Here is a 25,181-nt window from a genome sequence, read left to right as displayed (position 1 = left end):
CGGCATGACGGGCGGGTATAAAAAGGTTTGCATATGTCCGAGCAGTTTCTCTATTTCCTGCAGCAGATGTTTAACGGCGTCACGCTGGGAAGCACCTACGCGCTGATCGCCATCGGCTATACGATGGTTTACGGCATTATCGGCATGATCAACTTCGCCCACGGCGAGGTCTACATGATCGGTAGCTATGTCTCCTTTATGATTATCGCCGCCCTGATGATGATGGGCATCGACAGCAGCTGGCTGCTGGTCGCCGCCGGGTTTGTCGGCGCGATTGTGATTGCCAGCGCCTACGGCTGGAGCATCGAGCGCGTGGCCTATCGGCCGGTGCGCAGCTCCAAGCGTTTGATTGCACTGATTTCCGCCATCGGGATGTCGATCTTCCTGCAAAACTACGTCAGCCTGACCGAAGGCTCGCGCGACGTGGCGCTGCCAAGCCTGTTTAACGGCCAGTGGATTGTGGGAGCCAGCGAAAACTTCGCGGCCTCTATCACTACCATGCAGCTGGTTATCTGGGTCGTGACCTTTATTGCGATGCTGGCCCTGACGCTGTTCATCCGCTACTCGCGGATGGGACGCGCCTGCCGCGCGTGCGCAGAAGACCTGAAGATGGCGAGCCTGCTCGGCATCAATACCGACCGCGTGATTGCCCTGACCTTCGTGATTGGCGCCGCGATGGCGGCGGTAGCGGGCGTGCTGCTCGGCCAGTTCTACGGCGTGATCAACCCGTACATCGGCTTTATGGCCGGGATGAAAGCTTTTACCGCGGCGGTGCTGGGCGGTATCGGCAGTATTCCGGGCGCGATGATTGGCGGCCTCATCCTGGGCGTGGCGGAAGCGCTCTCTTCGGCGTATCTGAGCACGGAATATAAAGACGTGGTGTCGTTTGCCCTGCTGATTCTGGTTCTGCTGGTCATGCCTACCGGTATTCTGGGCCGTCCGGAGGTAGAGAAAGTATGAAACCGATGCATTTTGCAATGGCGCTGCTCTCTGCCGCCATGTTCTTCGTGCTGGCGGGCGTCTTTATGGGCGTCCAGCTTGAGCTGAATGGCACCAAACTGGTGGTGGATACCGCCCCCGACATCCGCTGGCAGTGGGTGTTTATCGGTACCGCCGTGGTGTTCCTGTTCCAGCTGCTGCGTCCGCTGTTCCAGAAGTCGCTGAAAAACGTCTCCGGGCCGAAATTCGTCCTGCCGGCAATCGACGGGTCTACCGTTAAGCAGAAGCTGTTCCTCGTGGCGCTGCTGGTGGCTGCCGTGGCGTGGCCGTTCGTGGTGTCTCGTGGAACCGTGGATATCGCTACCCTGACCATGATCTACGTGATCCTCGGTCTCGGTCTGAACGTGGTGGTGGGGCTCTCAGGCCTGCTGGTGCTGGGCTACGGCGGCTTCTACGCCATCGGCGCCTACACCTTCGCGCTGCTGAACCACTATTACGGGCTTGGCTTCTGGACCTGCCTGCCGCTGGCGGGGCTGGTTTCTGCCGCCGCAGGCTTCCTGCTCGGTTTCCCGGTGCTGCGCCTGCGCGGTGACTACCTGGCGATTGTGACCTTAGGCTTCGGTGAAATCGTCCGTATCCTGCTGCTGAACAACACCGAAGTGACCGGCGGCCCGAACGGCATAAGCCAGATCCCGAAACCAACCTTCTTTGGCCTGGAGTTCAGCCGTACCGCCCGCGAAGGCGGCTGGGACACCTTCAGTAACTTCTTCGGCGTGAAGTATGACCCGTCCGACCGCGTCATCTGGCTCTATCTGGTGGCGCTGCTGCTGGTGGTCATCACCCTGTTCGTGATTAACCGCCTGCTGCGCATGCCGCTGGGTCGCGCGTGGGAAGCGCTGCGCGAAGATGAGATTGCCTGCCGCTCCCTGGGCCTGAACCCGACCCGCATCAAGCTGACCGCGTTCACCATCAGCGCCGCGTTTGCCGGTTTCGCCGGGACGCTGTTTGCCGCGCGTCAGGGCTTCGTCAGCCCGGAATCCTTCACCTTTGCCGAATCCGCCTTTGTGCTGGCGATTGTGGTGCTGGGCGGGATGGGCTCGCAGTTCGCCGTTATCCTGGCGGCCATCCTGCTGGTGGTCTCGCGCGAGCTGATGCGCGACTTTAACGAATACAGCATGTTAATGCTGGGTGGTTTGATGGTGCTGATGATGATCTGGCGTCCGCAGGGCTTGCTGCCGATGACCCGTCCACAGCTGAAGCTGAAGAACGGGCAAGCGAAAGGAGAACAGGCATGAGTCAGCCATTATTATCCGTTAACGGTCTGATGATGCGTTTTGGCGGCCTGCTGGCGGTCAACAACGTGAATCTGGATTTGCACAAGAAAGAGATTGTCTCCCTGATTGGCCCGAACGGCGCGGGGAAAACCACGGTCTTTAACTGCCTGACCGGCTTCTACAAGCCGACGGGTGGCACCATCATGCTGCGCGATCAGCATCTTGAAGGGCTGCCGGGCCAGCAGATTGCCCGCATGGGCGTGGTGCGTACCTTCCAGCACGTGCGTCTGTTCCGCGAGATGACGGTGATTGAGAACCTGCTGGTGGCGCAGCATCAGCAGCTGAAAACCGGGCTGTTCTCCGGCCTGCTGAAAACCCCGGCCTTCCGCCGCGCCCAGGATGAAGCGCTCGATCGCGCCGCCACCTGGCTCGACCGCATTGGCCTGCTGCAGCACGCCAACCGTCAGGCGAGCAACCTGGCCTACGGCGACCAGCGTCGTCTGGAGATTGTGCGCTGCATGGTGACGCAGCCGGAAATCCTCATGCTCGACGAACCGGCGGCGGGCCTCAACCCGAAAGAGACCAAAGAGCTGGACGAGCTGATTGCCGAGCTGCGCGATCACCACGACACCACCATTCTGCTGATTGAGCATGACATGAAGCTGGTGATGGGCATTTCCGACCGTATCTACGTGGTCAACCAGGGCACGCCGCTGGCAAACGGCACGCCGGAAGAGATCCGCAACAACCCGGACGTGATCCGCGCATACCTGGGTGAGGCATAAGATGGAAAAAGCGATGTTAACGTTCGACAAGGTCAATGCGCACTACGGCAAGATCCAGGCGCTGCACGACGTCAGCCTGCATATCAACCAGGGTGAAATCGTCACCCTGATTGGCGCCAACGGCGCGGGTAAGACCACGCTGCTCGGCACCCTGTGCGGTGACCCGCGCGCCACCAGCGGGCGGATTGTGTTTGACGGCAAAGACATTACCGACTGGCAGACCGCCAGAATCATGCGCGAGGCGGTGGCGATTGTTCCGGAAGGGCGTCGCGTGTTCTCGCGTATGACGGTGGAAGAGAACCTGGCGATGGGCGGCTTCTTCGCCCACCGCGATGAATACCAGACCCGCATCAAGTGGGTGTACGAACTCTTCCCGCGCCTGTGGGAGCGTCGCATCCAGCGTGCGGGCACCATGTCCGGCGGTGAACAGCAGATGCTGGCGATCGGCCGCGCGCTGATGAGCCAGCCGCGCCTGCTGCTGCTGGATGAGCCGTCGCTCGGCCTGGCGCCGATCATCATCCAGCAGATCTTCGACACCATTGAGCAGCTGCGTAAAGAGGGGATGACCATCTTCCTCGTTGAGCAGAACGCCAACCAGGCGCTGAAGCTGGCTGACCGTGGCTACGTGCTGGAGAACGGCCGCGTGGTGCTTGAGGATACCGGAGACGCACTGCTGGCGAACGAAGCGGTGCGGAGCGCTTACCTGGGCGGCTGAGCCGTCTGTATCGCCCGGTGGCGCTGCGCTTACCGGGCCTACAGGGATCGACCAGGCCGGGTAAGGCGTAGCCGCCACCCGGCTTTTTTTAACCACTACACCCCTTCACACAACCATCATCCCCCTGACCCTTTGCTGTCACTTATCTGTAAACAAACAGTTATTTTTCTGTCATTCGAGCATGTCATGTTACCTCGCGAGCATAAAACGCGTGATATCGCGCATCCGGCACAATAAGAGAGATGACAATGACATCGTTACGACACACAGCTTTGGGTCTGGCATTGGGTCTGGCTTTTGCGACGAACGCAATGGCTGTGACGACCATTCCGTTCTGGCATTCCATGGAAGGGGAGTTGGGTAAAGAAGTTGACTCCCTGGCGCAGCGTTTCAACGACACCCATCCGGATTACAAAATTGTGCCGGTGTACAAAGGCAACTACGAGCAGAGCCTGAGCGCGGGCATCGCCGCCTTCCGTACCGGCAACGCGCCTGCACTGTTACAGGTTTATGAAGTGGGCACCGCCACCATGATGGCCTCCAAAGCCATCAAGCCGGTCTATGAAGTGTTCAAAGAAGCGGGTATTAACTTCGATGAATCCCAGTTCGTGCCAACCGTAGCGGGTTACTACACCGATTCCAAAACCGGACATCTGCTGTCTCAGCCGTTTAACAGCTCCACGCCGGTGCTGTACTACAACAAAGACGCCTTCAAGAAAGCCGGTTTAGATCCGGAGCAGCCGCCAAAAACCTGGCAGGACCTGGCCGAATACACCGCGAAGCTGAAAGCGGCGGGAATGAAGTGCGGCTACGCCAGCGGCTGGCAGGGCTGGATCCAGATCGAAAACTTCAGCGCCTGGCACGGCCTGCCGGTGGCGACCAAAAACAACGGCTTCGACGGCACCGACGCGGTACTGGAGTTCAACAAGCCGGAGCAGGTGAAGCACATCGCGCTGCTGGAAGAACTCAACAAGAAGGGTGACTTCAGCTACTTCGGGCGTAAAGACGAATCCACCGAGAAGTTCTACAACGGCGATTGCGCCATTACCACCGCCTCGTCCGGCTCGCTGGCGGATATCCGCCACTACGCCAAATTCAACTACGGCGTGGGCATGATGCCGTACGATGCCGACGTGAAGGGCGCGCCGCAGAACGCCATCATCGGCGGGGCGAGCCTGTGGGTGATGCAGGGTAAAGACAAGGGCACCTACAAAGGCGTGGCCGAGTTCCTTGACTTCCTGGCGAAGCCGGAAAACGCTGCTGAATGGCACCAGAAGACCGGCTACCTGCCGATCACCAAAGCCGCGTACGATCTGACCCGCGAGCAGGGCTTCTACAGCAAAAACCCGGGCGCGGATATCGCGACGCGTCAGATGCTGAACAAGCCGCCGTTGCCGTTCACCAAAGGCCTGCGTCTGGGCAACATGCCGCAGATCCGCACCATCGTGGATGAAGAGCTGGAAAGCGTCTGGACCGGGAAGAAAACGCCACAGCAGGCGCTGGATTCCGCGGTAGAGCGCGGGAATCAGCTGCTGCGCCGCTTTGAGCAGTCGACGAAATCGTAATCCGTGATTCGCCCGGTGGCGCTGCGCTTACCGGGCCTACGATGTGCCCCATGTAGGCCGGGTAAGGCGTAGCCGCCACCCGGCATTGCTCAGGAACCCAATCTCAATGTCATCATCCCGTCCGGTGTTCCGTTCCCGCTGGCTGCCGTACCTGCTGGTCGCGCCTCAGCTGGTCATCACCGTTATCTTCTTTATCTGGCCTGCGGGCGAAGCGCTGTGGTACTCGGTACAAAGCGTCGATCCGTTTGGGCTCTCCAGCCAGTTTGTCGGGCTGGACAACTTTACCGCGCTGTTCCATGACAGCTACTACCTGGACGCCTTTTGGACGACGATCAGGTTCAGCGCGCTGGTCACCGTCAGCGGCCTTGTTGCCTCGCTGTTTTTCGCCGCGCTGGTGGACTATGTGGTGCGCGGCAGCCGCCTGTATCAGACCCTGATGCTGCTGCCGTACGCCGTGGCGCCCGCCGTCGCCGCCGTGCTGTGGATTTTCCTGTTTAACCCCGGTCGCGGGTTGCTTACCCATTTCCTGGCAGAGTTCGGCTACGACTGGAACCACGCCCAGAACAGCGGTCAGGCCATGTTCCTGGTGGTATTCGCCTCGGTGTGGAAGCAGATCAGCTACAACTTCCTGTTCTTCTTTGCCGCGCTGCAGTCCATCCCGCGTTCGCTGGTGGAGGCCGCCGCCATTGACGGGGCAGGGCCGATTCGTCGCTTCTTCAGGCTGTCGCTGCCGCTGATTGCCCCGGTGAGCTTCTTCCTGCTGGTGGTTAACCTCGTATACGCCTTCTTCGACACCTTCCCGGTGATCGATGCGGCGACCGCAGGCGGTCCGGTGCAGGCGACCACCACGCTGATTTATAAAATCTACCGCGAAGGCTTCGCCGGGCTGGATCTCTCGGCCTCCGCCGCGCAGTCGGTGGTGCTGATGTTCCTCGTCATCATCCTCACGGTGGTGCAGTTCCGTTATGTCGAAAGTAAGGTGCGCTACCAATGATTGAGAACCGTCGTGGGCTGACGATTTTCAGCCACACCATGCTGATTCTGGGGATCATCGTCATCCTGTTTCCACTGTACGTGGCCTTTGTCGCCGCCACGCTGGACACCAAAGCGGTGTTCGATACGCCGATGACGCTGATCCCAGGCACGCATCTGTTCGAGAACATGAAGACCATCTGGACCCAGGGCGTGGGCGCCAACAGCGCGCCGTTCTGGCTGATGATGCTCAACAGCTTCATCATGGCGTTCGGCATTACGGTCGGCAAAATTACGGTGTCGATGCTCTCGGCCTTCGCCATCGTCTGGTTCCGTTTTCCGCTGCGTAACCTCTTTTTCTGGATGATTTTCATCACCCTGATGCTGCCGGTGGAGGTGCGTATCTTCCCGACGGTGGAAGTGATCGCCAACCTGAAGATGCTCGACAGCTACGCGGGCCTAACCCTGCCGCTGATGGCCTCGGCGACCGCCACCTTCCTGTTCCGCCAGTTCTTTATGACCCTGCCGGACGAGCTGATTGAAGCCGCGCGCATCGACGGCGCGTCGCCGATGCGCTTCTTCCGCGACATCGTGCTGCCGCTGTCGAAAACCAACCTTGCGGCGCTGTTTGTGATCACCTTTATCTACGGCTGGAACCAGTACCTGTGGCCGCTGCTGATTATTCAGGACGTCAATCTCGGCACCGCCGTGGCGGGCATCAAAGGCATGATTGCCACCGGCGAAGGCACCACCCTCTGGAACCAGGTGATGGCGGCGATGCTGCTCACCCTCATCCCACCCGTAGTCATTGTTTTAGCCATGCAGCGCGCGTTTGTCCGCGGCCTGGTCGATAGCGAGAAATAAGATGGCAGGTTTAAAACTTCAGGCAGTAACCAAAAGCTGGGACGGCAAAACCCAGGTGATTCAGCCGCTCACGCTCGACGTGGCGGACGGGGAGTTTATCGTGATGGTCGGCCCGTCCGGCTGCGGCAAATCTACGCTGCTGCGCATGGTGGCGGGGCTGGAGCGCGTAACGTCCGGGGATATCTGGATTGACCGCCAGCGCGTCACCGAGATGGAGCCGAAAGACAGGGGCATCGCGATGGTGTTCCAGAACTACGCTCTCTACCCGCACATGAGCGTGGAGGAGAACATGGCCTGGGGGCTGAAAATCCGCGGCATGGGCAAAGGCCATATTGAGGAGCGCGTGAAAGAAGCGGCGCGCATTCTGGAGCTGGACGGCCTGCTCAAGCGCCGCCCGCGCGAACTCTCCGGCGGCCAACGCCAGCGCGTGGCGATGGGGCGCGCCATCGTGCGCGATCCGGCGGTATTCCTCTTCGATGAGCCGCTCTCTAACCTCGACGCCAAGCTGCGCGTGCAGATGCGTCTTGAGCTGCAGCAGCTGCACCGTCGTCTGAAAACCACGTCACTGTACGTCACCCACGATCAGGTTGAGGCCATGACCCTCGCCCAGCGCGTGATGGTGATGAACAAAGGCGTTGCCGAGCAGATTGGTACCCCCGTGGAAGTCTACGAGAAACCGGCCACCCGCTTTGTGGCGAGCTTTATCGGCAGCCCGGCGATGAACCTGCTCGAAGGGCGCATCAGCAGCACGGGCACGCACTTTGAGCTGGAAAGCGGGATGGCATTGCCGATCAACTGGTACTATCGTGGCTACGCCGGGCGTAAGATGACGCTCGGTATCCGCCCGGAACATATCGGTTTAACCTCTCAGGCGGAAGGCGGCGTGCCGCTGGTGATGGACACGCTGGAGATGTTAGGTGCAGATAACCTGGCGCACGGGCGCTGGGGCGAGCAAAAGATGGTGGTGCGTCTGGCGCATCAGGAGCGCCCGAAAGCAGGCAGCACGCTGTGGCTGCACCTGCCGGAAAATCATCTGCACCTGTTTGACGGTGAAACAGGACAACGAGTATGAGCAACTGGCCTTATCCCCACGTCGTCGCCCACCGCGGCGGCGGTAAGCTGGCGCCGGAGAACACCCTGGCGGCGATTGATGTTGGCGCGCGTTACGGCCACACCATGATCGAGTTCGACGCCAAGCTGTCGAAAGACGGCGAGATTTTCCTGCTGCATGACGATAACCTCGAACGCACCAGCAACGGCTGGGGCGTGGCGGGCGAGCTGCCGTGGCGCGATCTGCTGAAAGTCGACGCCGGAAGCTGGTACAGCGGCGAATTCAAAGGCGAACCGCTGCCGCTGCTGGCGGAAGTGGCCGATCGCTGTCGCCAGCACGGCATGATGGCCAATATCGAAATCAAACCGACCACCGGCACCGGGCCGCTGACGGGCAAAGTCATTGCCCTGGCCGCGCGCGAGCTGTGGGAAGGGATGACCGCGCCGCTGCTCTCCTCGTTTGAAATTGACGCCCTGGAGGCGGCGCAGGCGGCCGTGCCGGAATTGCCGCGCGGGCTATTGCTGGACGAGTGGCGCGAGGACTGGCGCGAGCTGACGACGCGCTTAGCGTGTGTCTCTATTCATCTTAATCACAAGCTGCTGGATGAGGCGCGGGTGAAGGTGCTGAAAGACGCGGGACTGCATATTCTGGTTTACACCGTCAACAAACCCCAGCGTGCGGCCGAACTGCTGCGCTGGGGCGTGGACAGCATCTGTACCGATGCGATTGACCTGATCGGCCCGGACTTTAGTTCTGCGGATTAAGCATACTGCCATTCGACTGCGGCGGCAGCATATGCTGCTGTCCGCTGCCTGACGAGGTCATCCCACCTAACATTCCGCCATTTTTGTTCGGCAGCGGCTGCTCGCGCACCTGCCCCTGCTGCACGCGCTGGGTGTTGGCGTTCATCTGATTTTGCAGGCTTTGCTGCTGCATCTGGGTCTGCGTTCTCAGCTGCTGATTCAGCATCCCTTTTTGCTGCTGTTGCTGGCTCATCATCTCGGTCTGCATACGCTGCTGGCTCGGGATGACATAACCCTGCTGGTTCGGGTTATTCATGGTGTTGAGTGGCTGTGCGAGCGCGGCAAAGGGGATCAGCGCCGTAAGAATCATCAAGCGTTTCATTGTCATTTCCTCCTCTTGAGGTCTCTCTTAAGTTTACCCTGATTTCACCATGACGATGATTTTTTAGGAGTTGTGAACCAGGCTTAAGCGGGGAATATGGATCCCTTCACCTGGAGAACAATAATGATGAAACCAACGTTTTTGCGCTGGGTCGCCCTCGCCGCGCTGATGGCAGGCGGTACATTTAGCGTGGCGGCCAACCCGCCCGCGGCGCCTCCGGTCTCTTACGGCGTGGAGGAAGATGTCTTTCATCCCGTGCGGGCAACCCACGGCATGGTGGCGTCGGTGGATGCGCTGGCGACCCGCGTGGGCGTCGATATTCTCAGGCAGGGCGGTAACGCGGTGGATGCGGCGGTCGCCGTCGGCTATGCGCTGGCGGTGACGCACCCGCAGGCGGGGAACCTGGGCGGCGGCGGCTTTATGATGCTGCGCACCAAAGACGGGAAAACCACCGCCATCGACTTCCGTGAAATGGCGCCTTCTCAGGCGTCACGGGACATGTTCCTCGACGACCAGGGTAACCCAGACAGTAAAAAATCCCTGACCTCGCACCTGGCCTCCGGCACGCCGGGCACCGTTGCGGGCTTCTCGCTGGCGCTGGAAAAATACGGCACGATGCCGCTGAACAAGGTGGTGCAGCCTGCTATCAAGCTGGCGCGGGAGGGCTTTGTGGTGAATGACGCCCTGGCGGACGACCTCAAAACCTACGGCAGCGAAGTCATCCCGAATCACGAAAACAGTAAGGCGATCTTCTGGAAAGACGGTGAACCGCTGAAGAAGGGCGATAAGCTGGTGCAGAAGAACCTCGCCAAAAGCCTGGAGCTGATTGCGGAGCACGGCCCGGACGCCTTCTACAAAGGGGCGATTGCCGACCAGATTGCGGAAGAGATGCAGAAGAACGGCGGGCTCATCACCAAAGCGGATCTGGCGGACTACAAGGCGGTGGAGCGCGAGCCGATTAGCGGCACCTACCGCGGGTACGAGGTCTTCTCCATGCCGCCGCCGTCTTCCGGGGGCATTCACATCGTGCAGATCCTCAACATTCTTGAAAACTTCGATATGCACAAGTTCGGCTTCGGCAGCGCGGACGCCATGCAGGTGATGGCGGAAGCGGAAAAACGCGCCTATGCCGACCGCTCGGAATATCTCGGCGACCCGGACTTCGTGAAGGTGCCGTGGCAGGCGCTGACTAATAAAGCCTATGCCAAATCTATTGCCGATCAGATCGACATCAACAAGGCTAAGCCGTCGAGCGAGATCCGCCCCGGCAAGCTGGCGCCGTATGAAAGCAACCAAACCACCCACTTCTCGGTGGTGGATAAAGACGGTAACGCGGTGGCGGTGACCTATACGCTCAACACCACCTTCGGAACCGGGATTGTGGCGGGCAACAGCGGCATTCTGCTGAACAACGAGATGGATGACTTCTCTGCCAAGCCGGGCGTGCCGAACGTCTACGGGCTGGTCGGCGGCGATGCGAACGCGGTAGGGCCGAAGAAACGTCCGCTGTCGTCCATGTCGCCCACCATCGTGGTAAAAGAGGGCAAAACCTGGCTGGTAACCGGTAGCCCGGGCGGCAGCCGGATTATCACCACCGTATTGCAGATGGTGGTGAACAGCATCGACTTTGGGATGAACGTCGCCGATGCGACTAACGCCCCGCGTTTCCACCACCAGTGGCTGCCGGACGAGCTGCGCGTCGAGAAGGGCTTTAGCCCGGACACCATTAAACTGCTTGAGCAGCGTGGGCAGAAGGTGGCGGTGAAGGAGGCGATGGGCAGCACCCAGAGCATTATGGTGGGGCCGGACGGAGCGCTGTTTGGCGCATCAGACCCGCGTTCGGTGGATGATTTGACGGCGGGGTATTGATGTGTTGCCCGGTGGCGCTGCGCTTACCGGGCCTACAACTGCACGAACGTAGGCCGGGTAAGGCGAAGCCGCCACCCGGCAAATCATTACTTCATTCTCGCCATATAATACGCGTCCACATATTCGCCGTTGCGCAGGGCATAGCGCTTGCCGGTGCCTTCAATTTCGAACCCGTATTTTTTGTACACCGCAATCGCCGGCTCGTTATCGACAAACACCGTCAGCTCAATGCGGTCAACGCGCAGCCAGTTATCGCACATATCAATCATGGTGCGCATCAGCGCGCTGGCAACGCCCCGGTTTTGCCACTGCGCGCCGACACAAATCCCAAAATCAGCCACATGGCTGCGGCGTGGGCGTTGCGCGACGGCGATGCACAGATGCCCGGCGACATGACCGTCTATACAGGCGACCAGTTGCTTAATGCCGGGCTGGTCGGTGAGTCGTTCTTGCCACATTTGCTCAGACGGATGAGGAACCTGTAGTGTGTTGTGGTACACCTCCGGTTGGGCGTGGATCTGACGAATGGCGTCATAATCTTTCGGTTCCGCATGGCGTATCACTATCTCACTCATTCCTTGTTCCTCAGTCAGTTAAAAGGCCCTTCCAACATCGATGACTTTAAAATTTGAGTCAACCGCTATTTTTTGCAAAAAGTATTGGACAAGTGCGAATGAGAATGATTATTATTGCTCTGCATTCAGGAAGACCGCTACGGGAACCTGAAAGCACGACATTGCTCACATTGCTTCCAGTATTACTTTAGCCAGCTTTTAGCTGGCTTTTTTTTTGTTATGGTTAGACTCAGTAACCTTCCAAAAGGACTGAGCCATGACACTACATTGCGCATTTATTGGATTTGGTAAAAGCACCACCCGCTATCACCTGCCGTATGTCCTCAACCGTAAAGATACCTGGCATGTGGCCCATATCTACCGCCGCCGCGCGAAGCCGGAAGAGCAATCTCCTCAGTATTCCCACATCCACTTCACCAGCGATCTCGATGACGTGCTTAACGATCCGCAGGTCACGCTGGTGGTTGTCTGCACCCACGCCGACAGCCATTTTGACTATGCGAAACGCGCGCTCAATGCGGGTAAAAACGTGCTGGTAGAAAAGCCGTTCACCCCGACCATCGCCGAAGCGAAAGCGCTGTTCGCGCTGGCGAAAAGTAAAGGCCTGACCGTCACGCCGTACCAGAACCGTCGCTTTGACAGCTGCTTCCTGACGGCAAAAAAAGCGATTGAAAGCGGCAAGCTCGGCGACATTGTGGAGATCGAAAGCCACTTCGATTACTACCGTCCGGTGGCGGAAACCCAACCCGGACTGCCGCAGGATGGTTCGTTCTACGGGCTGGGGGTGCACACCATGGACCAGATCATCTCCCTGTTTGGCCGCCCGGACCACGTGGCGTATGACATTCGCAGCCTGCGCAACAAAGCCAACCCGGACGATACCTTCGAAGCCCAGCTTTTCTACGGCGACCTTAAAGCCATCGTCAAAACCAGCCACCTGGTGAAGATCGACTACCCGAAATTTATCGTTCACGGCACTAAAGGTTCGTTTATCAAATACGGTATCGACCAGCAGGAGACCAGCCTGAAGGCCAATATCATGCCCGGTGAACCAGGCTTTGCGGCGGACGATTCCGTGGGCGTGCTGGAGTATGTGAACGATGAGGGCGTGACGGTCAAAGAAACGCTGAAGCCGGAAACCGGCGACTATGGCCGCGTCTATGATGCGCTGTTTGAGACCCTCACAAACGGCACGGCGAATTACGTCAAGGAATCTGACGTTCTGACTAACCTCGAAATCCTTGAGCGGGCCTTCGAACAGGCTTCTCCTGCCACGGTAACCCTCGCGAAATAAGCAAAAACGGCTCCTCTGCACTTGTTCACAATTTTTGAACAGAGGAGTCAATTTTCACCCCCTATGATCCCAGGCCGTTTGCGTCCACACTTACTCCATCGAAACGAACTGAGGGTGAAACAATGATCTACTTACGCAAAGCAAACGAACGTGGTCACGCGAATCATGGCTGGCTGGACTCATGGCATTCATTCTCGTTTGCCGACTACTACGACCCGAACTTCATGGGCTTCTCCGCACTGCGCGTGATTAACGACGACGTGATTGATGCAGGCCAGGGCTTTGGTACCCACCCGCACAAAGACATGGAAATCCTGACCTATGTGCTGGAAGGCGCGGTTGAGCACCAGGACAGCATGGGCAACAAAGAGCAGGTTCCGGCGGGCGAGTTCCAGATTATGAGCGCGGGTACCGGGGTGCGTCACTCCGAGTACAACCCAAGCAAAACGGAAAAACTGCACCTGTATCAAATCTGGATCATTCCAGAAGAGACCGGCATCACGCCGCGCTACGAGCAGCGCCGCTTCGACGCCAAACAGGGTAAACAGCTGGTGCTCTCCCCGGATGCGCGTGAAGGTTCCCTGAAAGTGCATCAGGATATGGAGCTGTACCGCTGGGCGCTGGCGAAAAATGAACAGTCCGTGCATCAGATTGCCGCTAACCGCCGCGTCTGGATCCAGGTGGTGAAAGGCGACGTGTCCATCAACGGGACCAAAGCGACAACCGCCGATGGTCTGGCCATCTGGGACGAGCAGGCGATCTCCGTGCACGCCGACAGCGAAAGCGAAATTCTGCTGTTTGACCTGCCGCCGGTGTAATAATACATAAATAAATCCCCATCCTTCCCTTTGACAGGGGAAGGATGGGCTTTGTCCGTGGTAAACTGAGCAAATCTCTCACTTCAAGATTTCTCAGGACGATGAAAAAGAAACGCCCCGTACTTCAGGATGTCGCCGATCGCGTCGGTGTGACCAAAATGACGGTCAGCCGTTTTTTACGTAACCCGGAACAGGTTTCCGTGGCGTTACGTGGCAAGATTGCCGCTGCCCTTGATGAACTGGGTTATATCCCCAACCGCGCGCCCGATATTCTCTCCAATGCGACCAGCCGCGCGGTGGGCGTTCTGCTTCCTTCTTTGACCAACCAGGTTTTCGCCGAAGTATTACGTGGAATCGAAAGCGTTACCGATGCGTTTGGCTACCAGACCATGCTCGCCCACTACGGGTACAAGCCGGAACTCGAAGAGGAACGTCTTGAATCGATGCTTTCCTGGAACATTGACGGCCTGATTTTAACCGAACGAACCCACACTGCCCGCACGCTCAAAATGATTGAAGTGGCCGGTATCCCAGTCGTGGAGCTGATGGACAGCCAGTCGCCATGCCTCGACATCGCCGTGGGGTTTGATAACTTCGAAGCGGCGCGCCAGATGACGGCGGCCATCATCGCCCGCGGGCATCGTCATATCGCCTATCTGGGTGCGCGTCTTGATGAACGTACTATCATCAAACAGAAGGGATACGAGCAGGCGATGCTCGACGCGAACTTAACCCCGTACAGCGTGATGGTGGAGCAGTCCTCTTCCTATACGTCGGGTATTGAGCTGATGCGTCAGGCGCGACGCGAGTATCCGCAACTGGACGGTATTTTCTGTACCAACGATGACCTTGCGGTCGGCGCAGCGTTTGAGTGCCAGCGTCTGGGGCTGAAGATCCCTGATGATATGGCGATCGCCGGTTTCCACGGCCATGACATCGGTCAGGTGATGGAGCCGCGTCTGGCGAGCGTCCTGACGCCGCGTGAACGTATGGGCCGCATTGGCGCAGAACGCCTGCTGGCGCGCATTCGTGGCGAGACGGTTACGCCGAAAATGTTAGATTTAGGTTTCACCTTGTCACCGGGTGGATCTATTTGAACTGACAAATTTGAAGTAGCTCACAGTTATTCACTTCGCGCACGTTTGGATATTGCTTCTCTTTTGCCCCGGCAGGACAATGTTACCGATAACTGTTACCCGTAACAATTGACTGAGGGACACCCTTTGAGCACGAATAATCACGATCACCACGTCTACGTCCTGATGGGCGTTTCCGGTAGCGGGAAATCAGCCGTGGCCAGCGAAGTGGCGCATCAACTCCAGGCTGCGTTTCTTGATGGCGACTTCCTCCATCCGCGCAGCAACATCATGAAAATGGCCTCCGGCGAGCCGCTGAACGACGACGACCGCAAACCGTGGTTGCAGGCGCTGAACGACGCCGCGTTCGCGATGCAGCGCACCAATAAAGTCTCCCTGATCGTCTGCTCCGCGCTGAAAAAAACCTACCGCGATCTGCTGCGTGACGGCAATCCGAACCTCTCTTTCATCTACCTGAAAGGGGATTTCGAGGTGATTGAAAGCCGCCTGAAGGCGCGCAAAGGTCACTTCTTCAAAACCCAGATGCTGGTAACGCAGTTCGAAGCGCTGCAGGAGCCGGGTGAAGACGAGAAAGACGTCTTAGTGGTTGATATCGATCAGTCACTGGAGGGTGTTGTTGCCAGCACCATCGAGGTCATTAATAAAAGGCAGTAAGTTTTGAGTACATTAACGCTAGTTTTGACAGCAGTAGGTTCGGTATTGCTGCTGCTGTTTTTAGTGATGAAGGCGCGTATGCACGCCTTTGTTGCTTTGATGGTGGTTTCTATTGGTGCTGGTCTCTTTTCCGGTATGCCGCTCGACAAGATCGCCGCGACGATGGAAAAAGGGATGGGCGGTACGCTGGGCTTCCTGGCGATTGTGGTCGCGCTGGGTGCGATGTTTGGCAAGATTTTGCACGAGACGGGCGCGGTCGACCAGATTGCCGTCAAGATGCTGAAATCCTTCGGCCACAGCCGCGCGCACTACGCGATTGGTCTGGCCGGTCTGATTTGCGCGCTGCCGCTGTTCTTCGAAGTGGCCGTTGTGCTGCTGATAAGCGTCGCCTTCTCCATGGCGCGCCATACCGGCACTAACCTCGTGAAGCTGGTCATTCCGCTGTTTGCGGGCGTGGCGGCAGCCGCAGCGTTTCTGCTGCCGGGGCCTGCCCCGATGCTGCTGGCCTCCCAGATGCACGCCGACTTTGGCTGGATGATCCTGATTGGCCTGTGCGCGGCAATCCCGGGGATGATTATCGCCGGTCCGCTGTGGGGCAACTTCATCAGCCGTTACGTTGAGCTGCACATTCCGGACGACATTACCGAGCCGCACCTGGGCGAGGGCAAAATGCCATCCTTCGGCTTCAGCCTGTCGCTGATCCTGCTGCCTCTGGTGCTGGTGGGCCTGAAAACCATCGCCGCGCGCTTTGTGCCGGTCGGTTCTACCGCCTACGAATGGTTTGAGTTCATTGGTCATCCGTTCACGGCGATCCTGGTGGCGTGCCTGGTGGCGATTTACGGCCTGGCGATGCGTCAGGGGATGCCAAAAGACCGGGTGATGGAGATCTGCGGTGCGGCGCTGCAGCCTGCGGGGATTATCCTGCTGGTGATCGGTGCAGGCGGCGTGTTCAAGCAGGTGCTGGTGGATTCCGGCGTGGGCCCGGCTCTGGGCGAAGCGCTGACCGGGATGGGCTTGCCGATTGCGGTCACCTGCTTTGTGCTGGCTGCGGCGGTGCGTATCATCCAGGGTTCCGCCACCGTGGCGTGTTTAACCGCCGTGGGTCTGGTGATGCCGGTGATTGAACAGCTGAACTACTCCGGTGCCCAGATGGCCGCGCTCTCTATCTGTATCGCGGGCGGTTCGATTGTGGTCTCTCACGTTAACGACGCCGGCTTCTGGCTGTTCGGTAAGTTTACCGGTGCCACCGAAGCGCAAACCCTGAAAACCTGGACGCTGATGGAAACTATCCTCGGCACGACGGGTGCAATTGTCGGGATGATTGCCTTTACGCTGCTCAGCTAAATGCAATGATTTAACAAGGCAAAAAAAGGCCCGGTAGCGTCAGCGCTTACCGGGCCTTTTTATTATCCAGGGCGTCAGGCCGGGCCATAACCCGGCATTGTGTTACTCGCCCTGCGTGGCGCTCTCAATCGTTAAGCGCACGTCCGAGGTAATCAGTTCTGCCAGCATCTGGTACACCTTCAGCGTCTCTTCCGGCTCGGCATCACCCGTATCGCTGATGAAGCCTTCATCGCGCAGCGTCAGCACCAGAGAACTGAAGACCGCTTTGTCGAAGAATTCAGGGGCGTTAATGCCGTGCAGAACGGACAGGCGCTGGGCCAGCGTCCGGCTCTCTTTCTCCAGCGTACCGCGGTTGATGGACGGGTTCGCGCTCAGCAGCCAGAACGTGATGGCGTAGCGCTGCAGCGTTTCGCGCGCACCGGCCGCCAGCAGCTGCAGGGTGCGGGAGCGTGACGGATTGATGTGCAGCTCGTCGTTGTTCAGGGTAATCAGCCCCTGGCGACGCATCTCTTCCGTCATCTTATCCAGTTCTGTCGCCAGCTCATCCTTACTCCAGCGCAGGAACAGCTCCGCTTTCAGCATTGGATAGATGGTCTCAAGATGGCGCAATAGCTCCTGACGGGAGATATGACGATGCTGGGTAATAATGGCGGCCATGAGCGACGGCAGCATCAGCATATGCGTGATGTTGTTGCGGTAGTAGGTCATCAGCACCGCCTGCTCGCGCGGCAGAATGATGATGTCGCCGATCGTGTCCTTCTCCACTTCAAACTTGTTCATCTGCAACGCGTGATCGATAAGTTCACTGGCGGTTGCAGAAGGCACGGTCGAGTCAACCGAATACGGCACGTTACGCATCATGTCCAGATAGCAATCCAGCTGCTCCGTAAGCTGTTCACGGGTCAGCGAGCGCTGACGCGAAGCCAGAAGTGCCGTACAGCACAGGTTCATGGCGTTAGCCGCACCGGCGTTGTTAATGCGCACCATCAGCTCGGATGCGATGCCGTTAACCGTTGGCGTCAGCCAGGCCGGACGCACCGCTTCGATAGGATCGATGGACTCGCGCCACTCCGGCACGTGATGGTTCAGGTAGGTCATCAGCGGCATCGGCTCGCCGAAGTTCACGTAGCCCTGACCGAGATTGCGCAGCTTGCTCAAGCCGCGCAGCATCTGCGGCAGGCTCTCTTTCTCTTTGGTCGCGCCACGCAGCTCTTTCGCGTACGTGCCCACTTCCATCACGTGCTCGTAGCCGATGTAGATAGGCACCAGCGTGATCGGACGCGTACCGCCGCGCAGCATGGCCTGGATGGTCATCGACAGCGTGCCGGTCTTCGGATCGAGCAGACGACCGGTACGGGAACGACCGCCCTCCACGAAGTACTCCACGGAATAGCCGCGGCTGAACAGCTCGCCCAGATACTCGCGGAACACGGTGGAGTAGAGCTTGTTGCCCTTGAAGGTACGACGAATAAAGAACGCGCCCAGGCGGCGGAAAATCGGGCCCGCGGGCCAGAAGTTCAGGTTGATACCGGCTGCGATGTGCGGTGGCACCAGCCCCTGGTGATAGAGCACGTAGGAAAGGAGCAGGTAGTCCATGTGGCTGCGGTGGCAGGGGACATAGACAATCTCATGGCCATCGTGCGCCAGCTGACGCACGCGCTCGGCGTTATGGACGTTGATACCCTGATACAGGCGGTTCCAGGTAAAGCCGAGAATACGATCGGACAGGCGAATCATCTCGTAAGAGAAGTTCGCTGCGATCTCTTCCATCAGCGCAATGGCGTTCTGCTGAGCTTTCTCATGCGAAATTTTCTTGCTGCGCGCTTCATCTTCAACGGCGCGGGCAATCGCTTTTGAAGCCAATAGCTTGTTGAACAGGTCCTGACGCGCCGGGAGGCGTGGCCCTACGGCCGCCAGGCGCTGACGGGCGAAGTGCATACGCGCCACGCGCGCCAGTTTTTGCGCGATGATCTTGTCGGTGCCGTGCTCGTCCGCCATGCGACGCAGCGAAACTGACGGGGAGAAACGCACGAAGCTGTCGCGTCCCAGCCAGGAGACCGCGAAGAACTTCTGGATGCCGTTAAGCATGCGCAGCGGCGGATTCTCTTCGCCTTTTTCACGACCCGGACGACGACCAAACATCACCGATACCGGCACCATCTGCACATCCAGATCGGGGTTGCTGCGGTGCAGGTCGAGATAGTCATGGAACAGCTTGATGGACTCTTCTTTCGGCGTGTAATAGGTAAACACGCGCGGCCCGCCGTGGATGAAGACGTAGCGCGGCAGCAGCGTACCGTCAACTTCCAGCGGTTCAAGCGGGTCAGGTAAGTCATGCGCCAGACACTGGGCGCGAAGCGTCAGTAAGTCTGCCTTCGAGTTATAAGGCAAAACGTACATAATAGGGCGCGACGTATCGAGCCCCAGTTCCAGCGCGGGTTCTGCTGGGATAGACTTGCTTTTTACCAGGATGCTTAATGGTAAATTAAGTAATTTGTAGTAAATTCGTGGCCAGCCGGACATAAACGATGTAAAGCCTCTGGTTAATAATGCAATTGCGGCGCAAGGATAACAGAAAGCGCGCAAAATTTCTGTTGTTACCCGTCATACTTCAGGCTGTAGCGAAACGCGCTCCGCCTCATGTTAATGACGCTCTTTTTTAAAAAAGGTTCTTTTAATGGCCAATAATACCACTGGGTTAACGCGTATCATCAAAGCCGCCGGCTATTCATGGAAAGGTTTCCGTGCCGCATGGGTCAACGAAGCCGCTTTTCGCCAGGAGGGTGTCGCCGCAATCATCGCGGTGATCGTTGCCTGTTTCCTTGATGTTGATGCGATTACCCGCGTACTGCTTATCGGTTCCGTACTTCTGGTGATGATAGTGGAAATTCTTAATAGCGCTATTGAGGCCGTTGTTGATCGCATTGGTTCCGATTTCCATGAGCTTTCTGGCCGTGCAAAAGACATGGGCTCTGCTGCCGTGTTGCTGGCGATTATCACTGCCGTTATCACCTGGGTCACCCTGCTTTGGTCACATTTCCGATGAGCCTCGAGGAATAATTAAGTCCCTGGTTTTTTGTGCAGTTTTTGGTTCCAAAATCGCCTTTGACTGTATATACTCACAGCATAACTGTATATACACCCAGGGGGCGGAATGAAAGCGTTAACGACCAGGCAGCAAGAGGTGTTTGATCTCATTCGGGATCATATCGGCCAGACGGGTATGCCACCCACGCGTGCGGAAATCGCGCAGCGTCTGGGCTTCCGTTCTCCGAATGCTGCCGAGGAACACCTGAAAGCGCTGGCGCGTAAGGGTGTGATTGAGATTGTGTCAGGCGCGTCGCGTGGTATCCGCCTGCTGGTGGAAGAAGAGACGGGCATTCCGCTGATAGGCCGCGTTGCTGCAGGTGAGCCGCTGCTGGCACAACAGCATATTGAAGGTCACTACCAGGTCGATCCCGGCATGTTCAAACCGAGCGCTGATTTCCTGCTGCGCGTCAGCGGCATGTCGATGAAAGACATCGGCATTCTTGATGGCGATCTGCTTGCGGTGCATAAAACCCAGGACGTGCGAAACGGCCAGGTGGTGGTCGCACGCATTGATGACGAAGTGACCGTTAAGCGTCTGAAAAAGCAGGGTAACACTGTTCAGTTGCTGCCCGAAAACAGCGAGTTCACCCCGATTGTGGTCGACCTCCGCGAACAGAGCTTCTCTATTGAAGGTCTGGCGGTAGGCGTGATTCGCAACGGTGAATGGCTGTAATCTCTTCCTGACAGGCTACGCTTCTGCTGTAGCCTGCTTCATCCTCCTTTCCCGGTATTTTGCATGTCACTACTGACGGCATCAGATAAGGCATTGTGGCGTCTTGCCCTGCCGATGATTTTCTCCAATATTACCGTGCCCTTGCTGGGGCTGGTTGATACTGCCGTTATAGGCCATCTTGATTCACCGGTTTATCTTGGCGGCGTGGCGATTGGCGCGACGGCAACCAGCTTCCTGTTTATGCTGCTGCTCTTTTTGCGCATGAGTACCACCGGTCTTACCGCACAGGCTTATGGCGCGAAAGATCCGCTGCGTCTGGCGCGCGCACTGGTGCAGCCGCTAATCCTCGCGCTTGGCGCGGGTGCGTTAATCGTTGTATTGCGGGCCCCCCTGATCGATCTTGCGCTTCATATCGTCGGTGGCAGCGAAGCGGTACTGGCGCAGGCGCGACGGTTCCTGGAAATCCGCTGGCTCAGCGCACCCGCCTCGCTGGCAAACCTGGTTCTGCTGGGGTGGCTACTGGGCGTGCAGTACGCCCGCGCGCCCGTGATTTTGCTGGTGGTGGGTAATCTGCTCAACATTGTTCTGGACGTCTGGCTGGTCATGGGTCTGCATATGAACGTGCAGGGCGCGGCGCTGGCGACGGCGATTGCCGAATACGGAACCTTTATCATTGGCTTGTGGATGGTCCGGCGTGTGCTGGCCATGCGCGGGATCTCCCTGGCGCTGCTCAAAACCGCATGGCGCGGCAATATCCGTAAGCTGCTGGCGCTCAACCGTGACATCATGCTGCGCTCGCTTCTTCTTCAGCTCTGCTTCGGCGCGCTGACGGTTTTCGGGGCTCGACTGGGGCCGGAAATCGTTGCGGTGAATGCGGTATTGATGACGCTTCTGACCTTTACCGCCTATGCGCTGGACGGATTTGCCTACGCGGTTGAAGCGCATTCCGGGCAGGCGTACGGCGCGCGCGAAAGCGGGCAGCTTCGGGAGGTGTGGCGGGCTGCCTGCCGTCAGTCGGGGCTGGTGGCGCTGGCCTTTGGTCTGGTTTACGCCTGCTTCGGTGAGCAGATCGTTGCATTGCTTACCTCTCTCCCTGCGCTGCGCGAGCTGGCGAGCCACTATCTCATCTGGCAAGTCGTCTTACCGGTGGTTGGCGTCTGGTGTTATCTGCTGGACGGCATGTTTATTGGGGCGACGCGCGGAGCCGAAATGCGCAACAGTATGGCTGTCGCGGCGGCCGGATTTGGCCTGACGCTCCTGACGCTCCCCTGGCTGGGGAATCATGGTTTATGGCTGGCCCTGGCCGTCTTCCTCTCGCTGCGCGGGTTATCGCTGGCGTTTATCTGGCACCGGCACTGGCAAAACAATACCTGGTTTCCCTCGCGCTCCGATATATCGTGACGGTTAAAGATTCCGAATATGAAATTAACCACGGAATCCTTAACTACAATAATTATCACGTCCAGCAGAAAAGAACGTAACGGACGTTACGACCCGACGCTTAACGAAGAGGACACGATGATGAATAAAGACGAAATCGGCGGCAACTGGAAGCAGTTCAAAGGTAAAGCGAAAGAACAGTGGGGTAAGCTGACGGATGACGACATGACCGTCATCGAAGGTAAACGCGATCAGCTTGTCGGTAAAATCCAGGAGCGTTACGGCTACGCAAAAGACCAGGCGGAAAAAGAAGTGGGCGACTGGGAAAAACGCAACGACTACCGCTGGTAACCGGGCTACACCCGAAAGTACAAGGAAGTACACCCTGAGGGCGGCCATGAGCCGCCTTTTCATTTGCCGCTAACGCGGCTTTTTCTTCACCAGGATAGAGTGGTCGTGCTGACACGCGTCCTGATGGCGACAGGCTTCCACCTCCACGCACGCGGAACAGAGCCCGTGCGCTTCAATCACGTTATGACGCAGGGCAAAGCCCATTTTCGCTGCCAGCGTATGCATAATATCTTCCACGCCTTCCGCAGCCTCTTCTTTCACCACGCCGCAGCGGTCACAGATAAACATCGCCGATGTGTGGGTGGGCTGATCGAACAGATGGCATAGCACATAGCTGTTGGTAGATTCCACCTTGTGCACGAACCCTTGTTCAAGCAGGAAATCCAGCGCGCGATAGACCGTCGGCGGCTTTGCCTGCGGCTCGCTTTCGCGGAGCAGATCCAGAAGATCGTAGGCGCTGATGGCACCCTGCTGCAGGCTCATCAGACGTAATACTTCAAGGCGCTGCGGAGTCAGGCGCACATTGCGTTGCGCACACAGCTTTTCGGCCTGCGCTAACAGCTCTTTTGTGGACTTATCCATGTAGCACCCCGGATGTTATAGGACGGAAAACCTTCACTTTATCATGTTCTGCTAAAAACACCGAGATCCGCCAGTCTGTGCTATACCTGACCCATCGAAAACCGGGAGAACCAGAATGAAAAGACCTGACTGCATTCGACACTGGCGCGACGTGGAAGGCGCGGATGACTCGACCTACCCCGACAGCGATGAGCTGTTTTCCATTGGTGCACCGCTGGCTCGCAAGCTTGGGCTCGGGCGTATTGGCATCCATCATGAGCGCCTGCCGCCTGGGCGCAGAACGTCCTATCCGCATGCGGAGAGCGACGAAGAAGAGTTTGTTTACGTGCTCGAAGGCTACCCTGAAGCCTGGATTAACGGCCACTTGTGGAAACTGGAGCCTGGCGACAGCGTAGGTTTTCCCGCCGGAACCGGCATCTGTCATACCTTTATCAACAACACGGACGATGAGGTTCGGCTCCTGGTCGTTGGCGAGGCCAACAAGAAGCACAACCGCATCTACTACCCGCTCAACCCCGTGTATGCCGCCACGCGGGAAGATCGCTGGGTAGATCATCCCCCGCAGTTTTTTGGGCCGCATGATGGAAAACCTGGGAAAAAATAATTTCCTCTTCTATAAATATTGAGGGCCGTCACAAAATATAACAGGCCGTAAGGGAGTTTTACTTAGGGAAAGAAATAGCGGGTCTTTTACTACTTATTCACAGCAATAGTTCGTTCCTGTTTGGGTGATAACAGACAGGGGTTATTTCATAACAGACTATAACGGGCATACTGTGAAAAAAAATTTTAAATTTTCGGTGGTTAGCATTGCTGTCTCCTTGTTTATGGCAAATCAGGCGGGAGCAGCCAATACCTGGACAGAATCACGCAGCGACGCAATGGGTGGCACCGGCGTGGCTTCGGGAAGCTATGGCAGTGGGGCGTTAATCAACCCCGCGCTGCTGGCAAAGGCAAAACCGGACGATGATGTGACGGTCATATTGCCTTCGGTTGGCGCGCAAATCACGGATGAAGACAATCTTCAGGACGAGATTGATAACATCAACGACAAAATTAATCACTACAAGGATGTGGTTGATAATCTCACGCCACGAGAAATTATCACCAATCCATTAGGTTCCATTAATCAATTCCAGGGCGCGGCCAAAGATCTGGCCGATGAGCTGGACTATCTCAAAGGCAAAACCGCACGCGCAACGGCAGGGGCAGGGCTTGCGGTGAGTATCCCTAACGATGTCCTTTCGGTAGCCTTCATGGCGAAAGGCTATGCCCATGGCCGGGTGAGCTCGTCTATCGATCAGCAAGATATTGATTACCTTCGCCGTATTCAACGAAGCAATGTCGTGGCTGCCGGTGTCGCGCTGGACGCTGCGCTGAATGGTACGGATCAGATCACCAAAAACCTCAACTCAACGGCATCCGGCCGGGCGGCGATAGTCTCCGATTACGGTGTTGCTGTTGCCCGTCAGTTCGATCTGGGTGGCGTCCCGGTTTCCGTGGGGGTTACGCCAAAACTGCAAAAAACCTGGGTCTATAACTACACCACGTCAATCTACGATTACGACAGTAACAAGTGGAACGACAGCCGCTACCGCACTGACGATACGGGCTTCAACGTGGATGCCGGTATTGCGGCCGATTTCGGCGAACACTGGACCGTGGGCGTGAGCGGACAAAACCTGATGTCGCGTGATATCGACACCAAAGACATCCGTATTCGCAACGGCCGTACGGGAGAAGTGGTGAGCTATAAAGACACCTATCAGATCCGTCCGCTGGTGACCGCCGGTGCTGCCTGGCACAACGACCTGGTGACGCTGACCGCCGATGGCGATCTGACCGAAACCAAAGGCTTCAAGAGCGAAGATACGTCGCAGTACGTGGGTGTCGGTGCCGAGGTGACGCCGCTGAGCTGGCTGGCGGTGCGTGCGGGTTATCGTGCCGACGTGAAGGGTAACGACAGCAATGTCTTTACCGGCGGTGTCGGTTTCGCGCCGTTTAGCACCGTGCATGTTGACCTGATGGGCCTGTACGGTGAAGACGAAACCTGGGGCGCAGGGGCTCAGCTGAGCATGACGTTCTAAAGTCCACCGGAGGCGCTGCGCCTCCGGCTTTTCTTTGTGCTATAGTAGCGCCCCTTTTCCACCAGATGCTTAAAACT

Annotated in this window: 25 protein-coding genes; 21 read left to right on the top strand and 4 right to left on the bottom strand. The window is 57.8% G+C overall.

The window, feature by feature from the left end; genetic code table 11:
- Positions 1–33 precede the first annotated feature (33 nt).
- The 9 genes from livH to ugpQ all read left to right on the top strand — a co-directional run bounded on the left by livH (position 34) and on the right by ugpQ (position 8,929).
- Positions 34–960 (top strand): high-affinity branched-chain amino acid ABC transporter permease LivH, encoded by a 927-nt coding sequence (livH, locus tag ACVCAM_RS15270; protein WP_008500099.1) that lies wholly within the window; start codon positions 34–36, stop codon positions 958–960.
- Positions 957–2,234, top strand: a complete 1,278-nt coding sequence (livM, locus tag ACVCAM_RS15265; protein ID WP_008500100.1) for a branched chain amino acid ABC transporter permease LivM — start codon at positions 957–959, stop codon at positions 2,232–2,234. Before livH ends, livM begins: the two co-directional genes overlap by 4 nt.
- Positions 2,231–2,998, top strand: a complete 768-nt coding sequence (gene livG / locus ACVCAM_RS15260; protein WP_008500101.1) for a high-affinity branched-chain amino acid ABC transporter ATP-binding protein LivG — start codon at positions 2,231–2,233, stop codon at positions 2,996–2,998. The genes livM and livG overlap by 4 nt, the downstream gene beginning before the upstream one ends.
- Position 2,999: 1 nt before the next feature.
- The gene (gene livF / locus ACVCAM_RS15255; RefSeq protein ID WP_008500102.1) at positions 3,000–3,713 is read left to right on the top strand and encodes a high-affinity branched-chain amino acid ABC transporter ATP-binding protein LivF; all 714 of its coding nucleotides are present in this window, start codon (positions 3,000–3,002) and stop codon (positions 3,711–3,713) included.
- 248 nt (positions 3,714–3,961) lie between these two features.
- Positions 3,962–5,278, top strand: coding sequence for a sn-glycerol-3-phosphate ABC transporter substrate-binding protein UgpB (gene ugpB, locus ACVCAM_RS15250; protein ID WP_021242738.1), 1,317 nt, complete (start codon positions 3,962–3,964; stop codon positions 5,276–5,278).
- 106 nt (positions 5,279–5,384) lie between these two features.
- A complete protein-coding gene (gene ugpA / locus ACVCAM_RS15245) occupies positions 5,385–6,272 on the top strand; it encodes a sn-glycerol-3-phosphate ABC transporter permease UgpA (RefSeq protein ID WP_407222967.1) in 888 nt (295 codons plus the stop codon).
- The gene (gene ugpE, locus ACVCAM_RS15240; RefSeq protein ID WP_013099125.1) at positions 6,269–7,114 is read left to right on the top strand and encodes a sn-glycerol-3-phosphate ABC transporter permease UgpE; all 846 of its coding nucleotides are present in this window, start codon (positions 6,269–6,271) and stop codon (positions 7,112–7,114) included. Before ugpA ends, ugpE begins: the two co-directional genes overlap by 4 nt.
- 1 nt (position 7,115) lies before the next feature.
- Entirely contained in the window at positions 7,116–8,186 is a 1,071-nt protein-coding gene (locus tag ACVCAM_RS15235; protein ID WP_008503354.1) for a sn-glycerol-3-phosphate import ATP-binding protein UgpC, read from the top strand.
- The gene (gene ugpQ, locus ACVCAM_RS15230) at positions 8,183–8,929 is read left to right on the top strand and encodes a glycerophosphodiester phosphodiesterase (RefSeq protein WP_023326492.1); all 747 of its coding nucleotides are present in this window, start codon (positions 8,183–8,185) and stop codon (positions 8,927–8,929) included. The genes ACVCAM_RS15235 and ugpQ overlap by 4 nt, the downstream gene beginning before the upstream one ends.
- Here ugpQ and ACVCAM_RS15225 read toward each other — a convergent pair.
- A complete protein-coding gene (locus ACVCAM_RS15225) occupies positions 8,913–9,290 on the bottom strand; it encodes a DUF2756 family protein (protein ID WP_023326493.1) in 378 nt (125 codons plus the stop codon). The genes ugpQ and ACVCAM_RS15225 overlap by 17 nt on opposite strands.
- Before the next feature lie 123 nt (positions 9,291–9,413).
- On the opposite strand from ACVCAM_RS15225, the gene ggt reads away from it, so the two are divergent.
- The gene (ggt, locus tag ACVCAM_RS15220) at positions 9,414–11,159 is read left to right on the top strand and encodes a gamma-glutamyltransferase (RefSeq protein ID WP_447093621.1); all 1,746 of its coding nucleotides are present in this window, start codon (positions 9,414–9,416) and stop codon (positions 11,157–11,159) included.
- Between the two features lie 86 nt (positions 11,160–11,245).
- Here the strand turns inward: ggt and yhhY are convergent, their stop codons facing one another.
- Entirely contained in the window at positions 11,246–11,734 is a 489-nt protein-coding gene (gene yhhY, locus ACVCAM_RS15215) for an N-acetyltransferase (protein WP_069597759.1), read from the bottom strand.
- Between the two features lie 256 nt (positions 11,735–11,990).
- Between yhhY and ACVCAM_RS15210 the strand changes: the two genes are divergently transcribed.
- The 5 genes from ACVCAM_RS15210 to gntU all read left to right on the top strand — a co-directional run bounded on the left by ACVCAM_RS15210 (position 11,991) and on the right by gntU (position 16,941).
- Positions 11,991–13,028 carry an oxidoreductase gene (locus ACVCAM_RS15210; protein WP_063453166.1) on the top strand — a complete coding sequence of 346 codons (1,038 nt, stop codon included), beginning with the start codon at positions 11,991–11,993 and terminating at the stop codon, positions 13,026–13,028.
- Positions 13,029–13,150: 122 nt separating this feature from the next.
- Entirely contained in the window at positions 13,151–13,846 is a 696-nt protein-coding gene (locus ACVCAM_RS15205) for a pirin family protein (protein ID WP_023326496.1), read from the top strand.
- A 101-nt stretch (positions 13,847–13,947) separates the two neighbouring features.
- Positions 13,948–14,943, top strand: a complete 996-nt coding sequence (gene gntR, locus ACVCAM_RS15200; protein ID WP_021242747.1) for a gluconate operon transcriptional repressor GntR — start codon at positions 13,948–13,950, stop codon at positions 14,941–14,943.
- Between the two features lie 126 nt (positions 14,944–15,069).
- Positions 15,070–15,597 (top strand): gluconokinase, encoded by a 528-nt coding sequence (gene gntK, locus ACVCAM_RS15195; RefSeq protein WP_407222968.1) that lies wholly within the window; start codon positions 15,070–15,072, stop codon positions 15,595–15,597.
- A gap of 3 nt (positions 15,598–15,600) precedes the next feature.
- Positions 15,601–16,941 (top strand): gluconate transporter, encoded by a 1,341-nt coding sequence (gntU, locus tag ACVCAM_RS15190; protein WP_014833577.1) that lies wholly within the window; start codon positions 15,601–15,603, stop codon positions 16,939–16,941.
- 102 nt (positions 16,942–17,043) lie between these two features.
- Here gntU and plsB read toward each other — a convergent pair whose 3' ends face one another.
- Complete coding sequence (gene plsB, locus ACVCAM_RS15185) at positions 17,044–19,464, bottom strand: glycerol-3-phosphate 1-O-acyltransferase PlsB (protein ID WP_021242749.1); 2,421 nt, start codon at positions 19,462–19,464, stop codon at positions 17,044–17,046.
- 154 nt (positions 19,465–19,618) lie between these two features.
- Here plsB and ACVCAM_RS15180 point away from each other — a divergent pair, with 154 nt between their 5' ends.
- From ACVCAM_RS15180 to ACVCAM_RS15165, 4 genes are all read left to right on the top strand, one after another.
- A complete protein-coding gene (locus ACVCAM_RS15180) occupies positions 19,619–19,987 on the top strand; it encodes a diacylglycerol kinase (RefSeq protein ID WP_021242750.1) in 369 nt (122 codons plus the stop codon).
- Positions 19,988–20,095: 108 nt separating this feature from the next.
- Positions 20,096–20,704, top strand: coding sequence for a transcriptional repressor LexA (gene lexA / locus ACVCAM_RS15175; protein ID WP_008503366.1), 609 nt, complete (start codon positions 20,096–20,098; stop codon positions 20,702–20,704).
- Positions 20,705–20,767: 63 nt separating this feature from the next.
- Entirely contained in the window at positions 20,768–22,105 is a 1,338-nt protein-coding gene (gene dinF / locus ACVCAM_RS15170; protein ID WP_021242751.1) for an MATE family efflux transporter DinF, read from the top strand.
- Between the two features lie 120 nt (positions 22,106–22,225).
- A complete protein-coding gene (locus ACVCAM_RS15165) occupies positions 22,226–22,435 on the top strand; it encodes a CsbD family protein (RefSeq protein ID WP_014830284.1) in 210 nt (69 codons plus the stop codon).
- A 69-nt stretch (positions 22,436–22,504) separates the two neighbouring features.
- On the opposite strand, the gene zur is transcribed toward ACVCAM_RS15165, so the two are convergent.
- A complete protein-coding gene (gene zur / locus ACVCAM_RS15160; protein WP_008503369.1) occupies positions 22,505–23,017 on the bottom strand; it encodes a zinc uptake transcriptional repressor Zur in 513 nt (170 codons plus the stop codon).
- A 115-nt stretch (positions 23,018–23,132) separates the two neighbouring features.
- On the opposite strand from zur, the gene ACVCAM_RS15155 reads away from it, so the two are divergent.
- Positions 23,133–23,621, top strand: coding sequence for a cupin domain-containing protein (locus ACVCAM_RS15155; RefSeq protein ID WP_023293524.1), 489 nt, complete (start codon positions 23,133–23,135; stop codon positions 23,619–23,621).
- Positions 23,622–23,793: 172 nt separating this feature from the next.
- Entirely contained in the window at positions 23,794–25,104 is a 1,311-nt protein-coding gene (locus tag ACVCAM_RS15150) for a conjugal transfer protein TraF (RefSeq protein WP_021242754.1), read from the top strand.
- Positions 25,105–25,181 lie beyond the last annotated feature (77 nt).

It is taken from the genome of Enterobacter sp. CFEC122 (assembly GCF_052983755.1).
The sequence above is the reverse complement of the archived record's forward strand: the minus strand, read 5'-3'. Positions and strand labels throughout refer to the sequence as shown.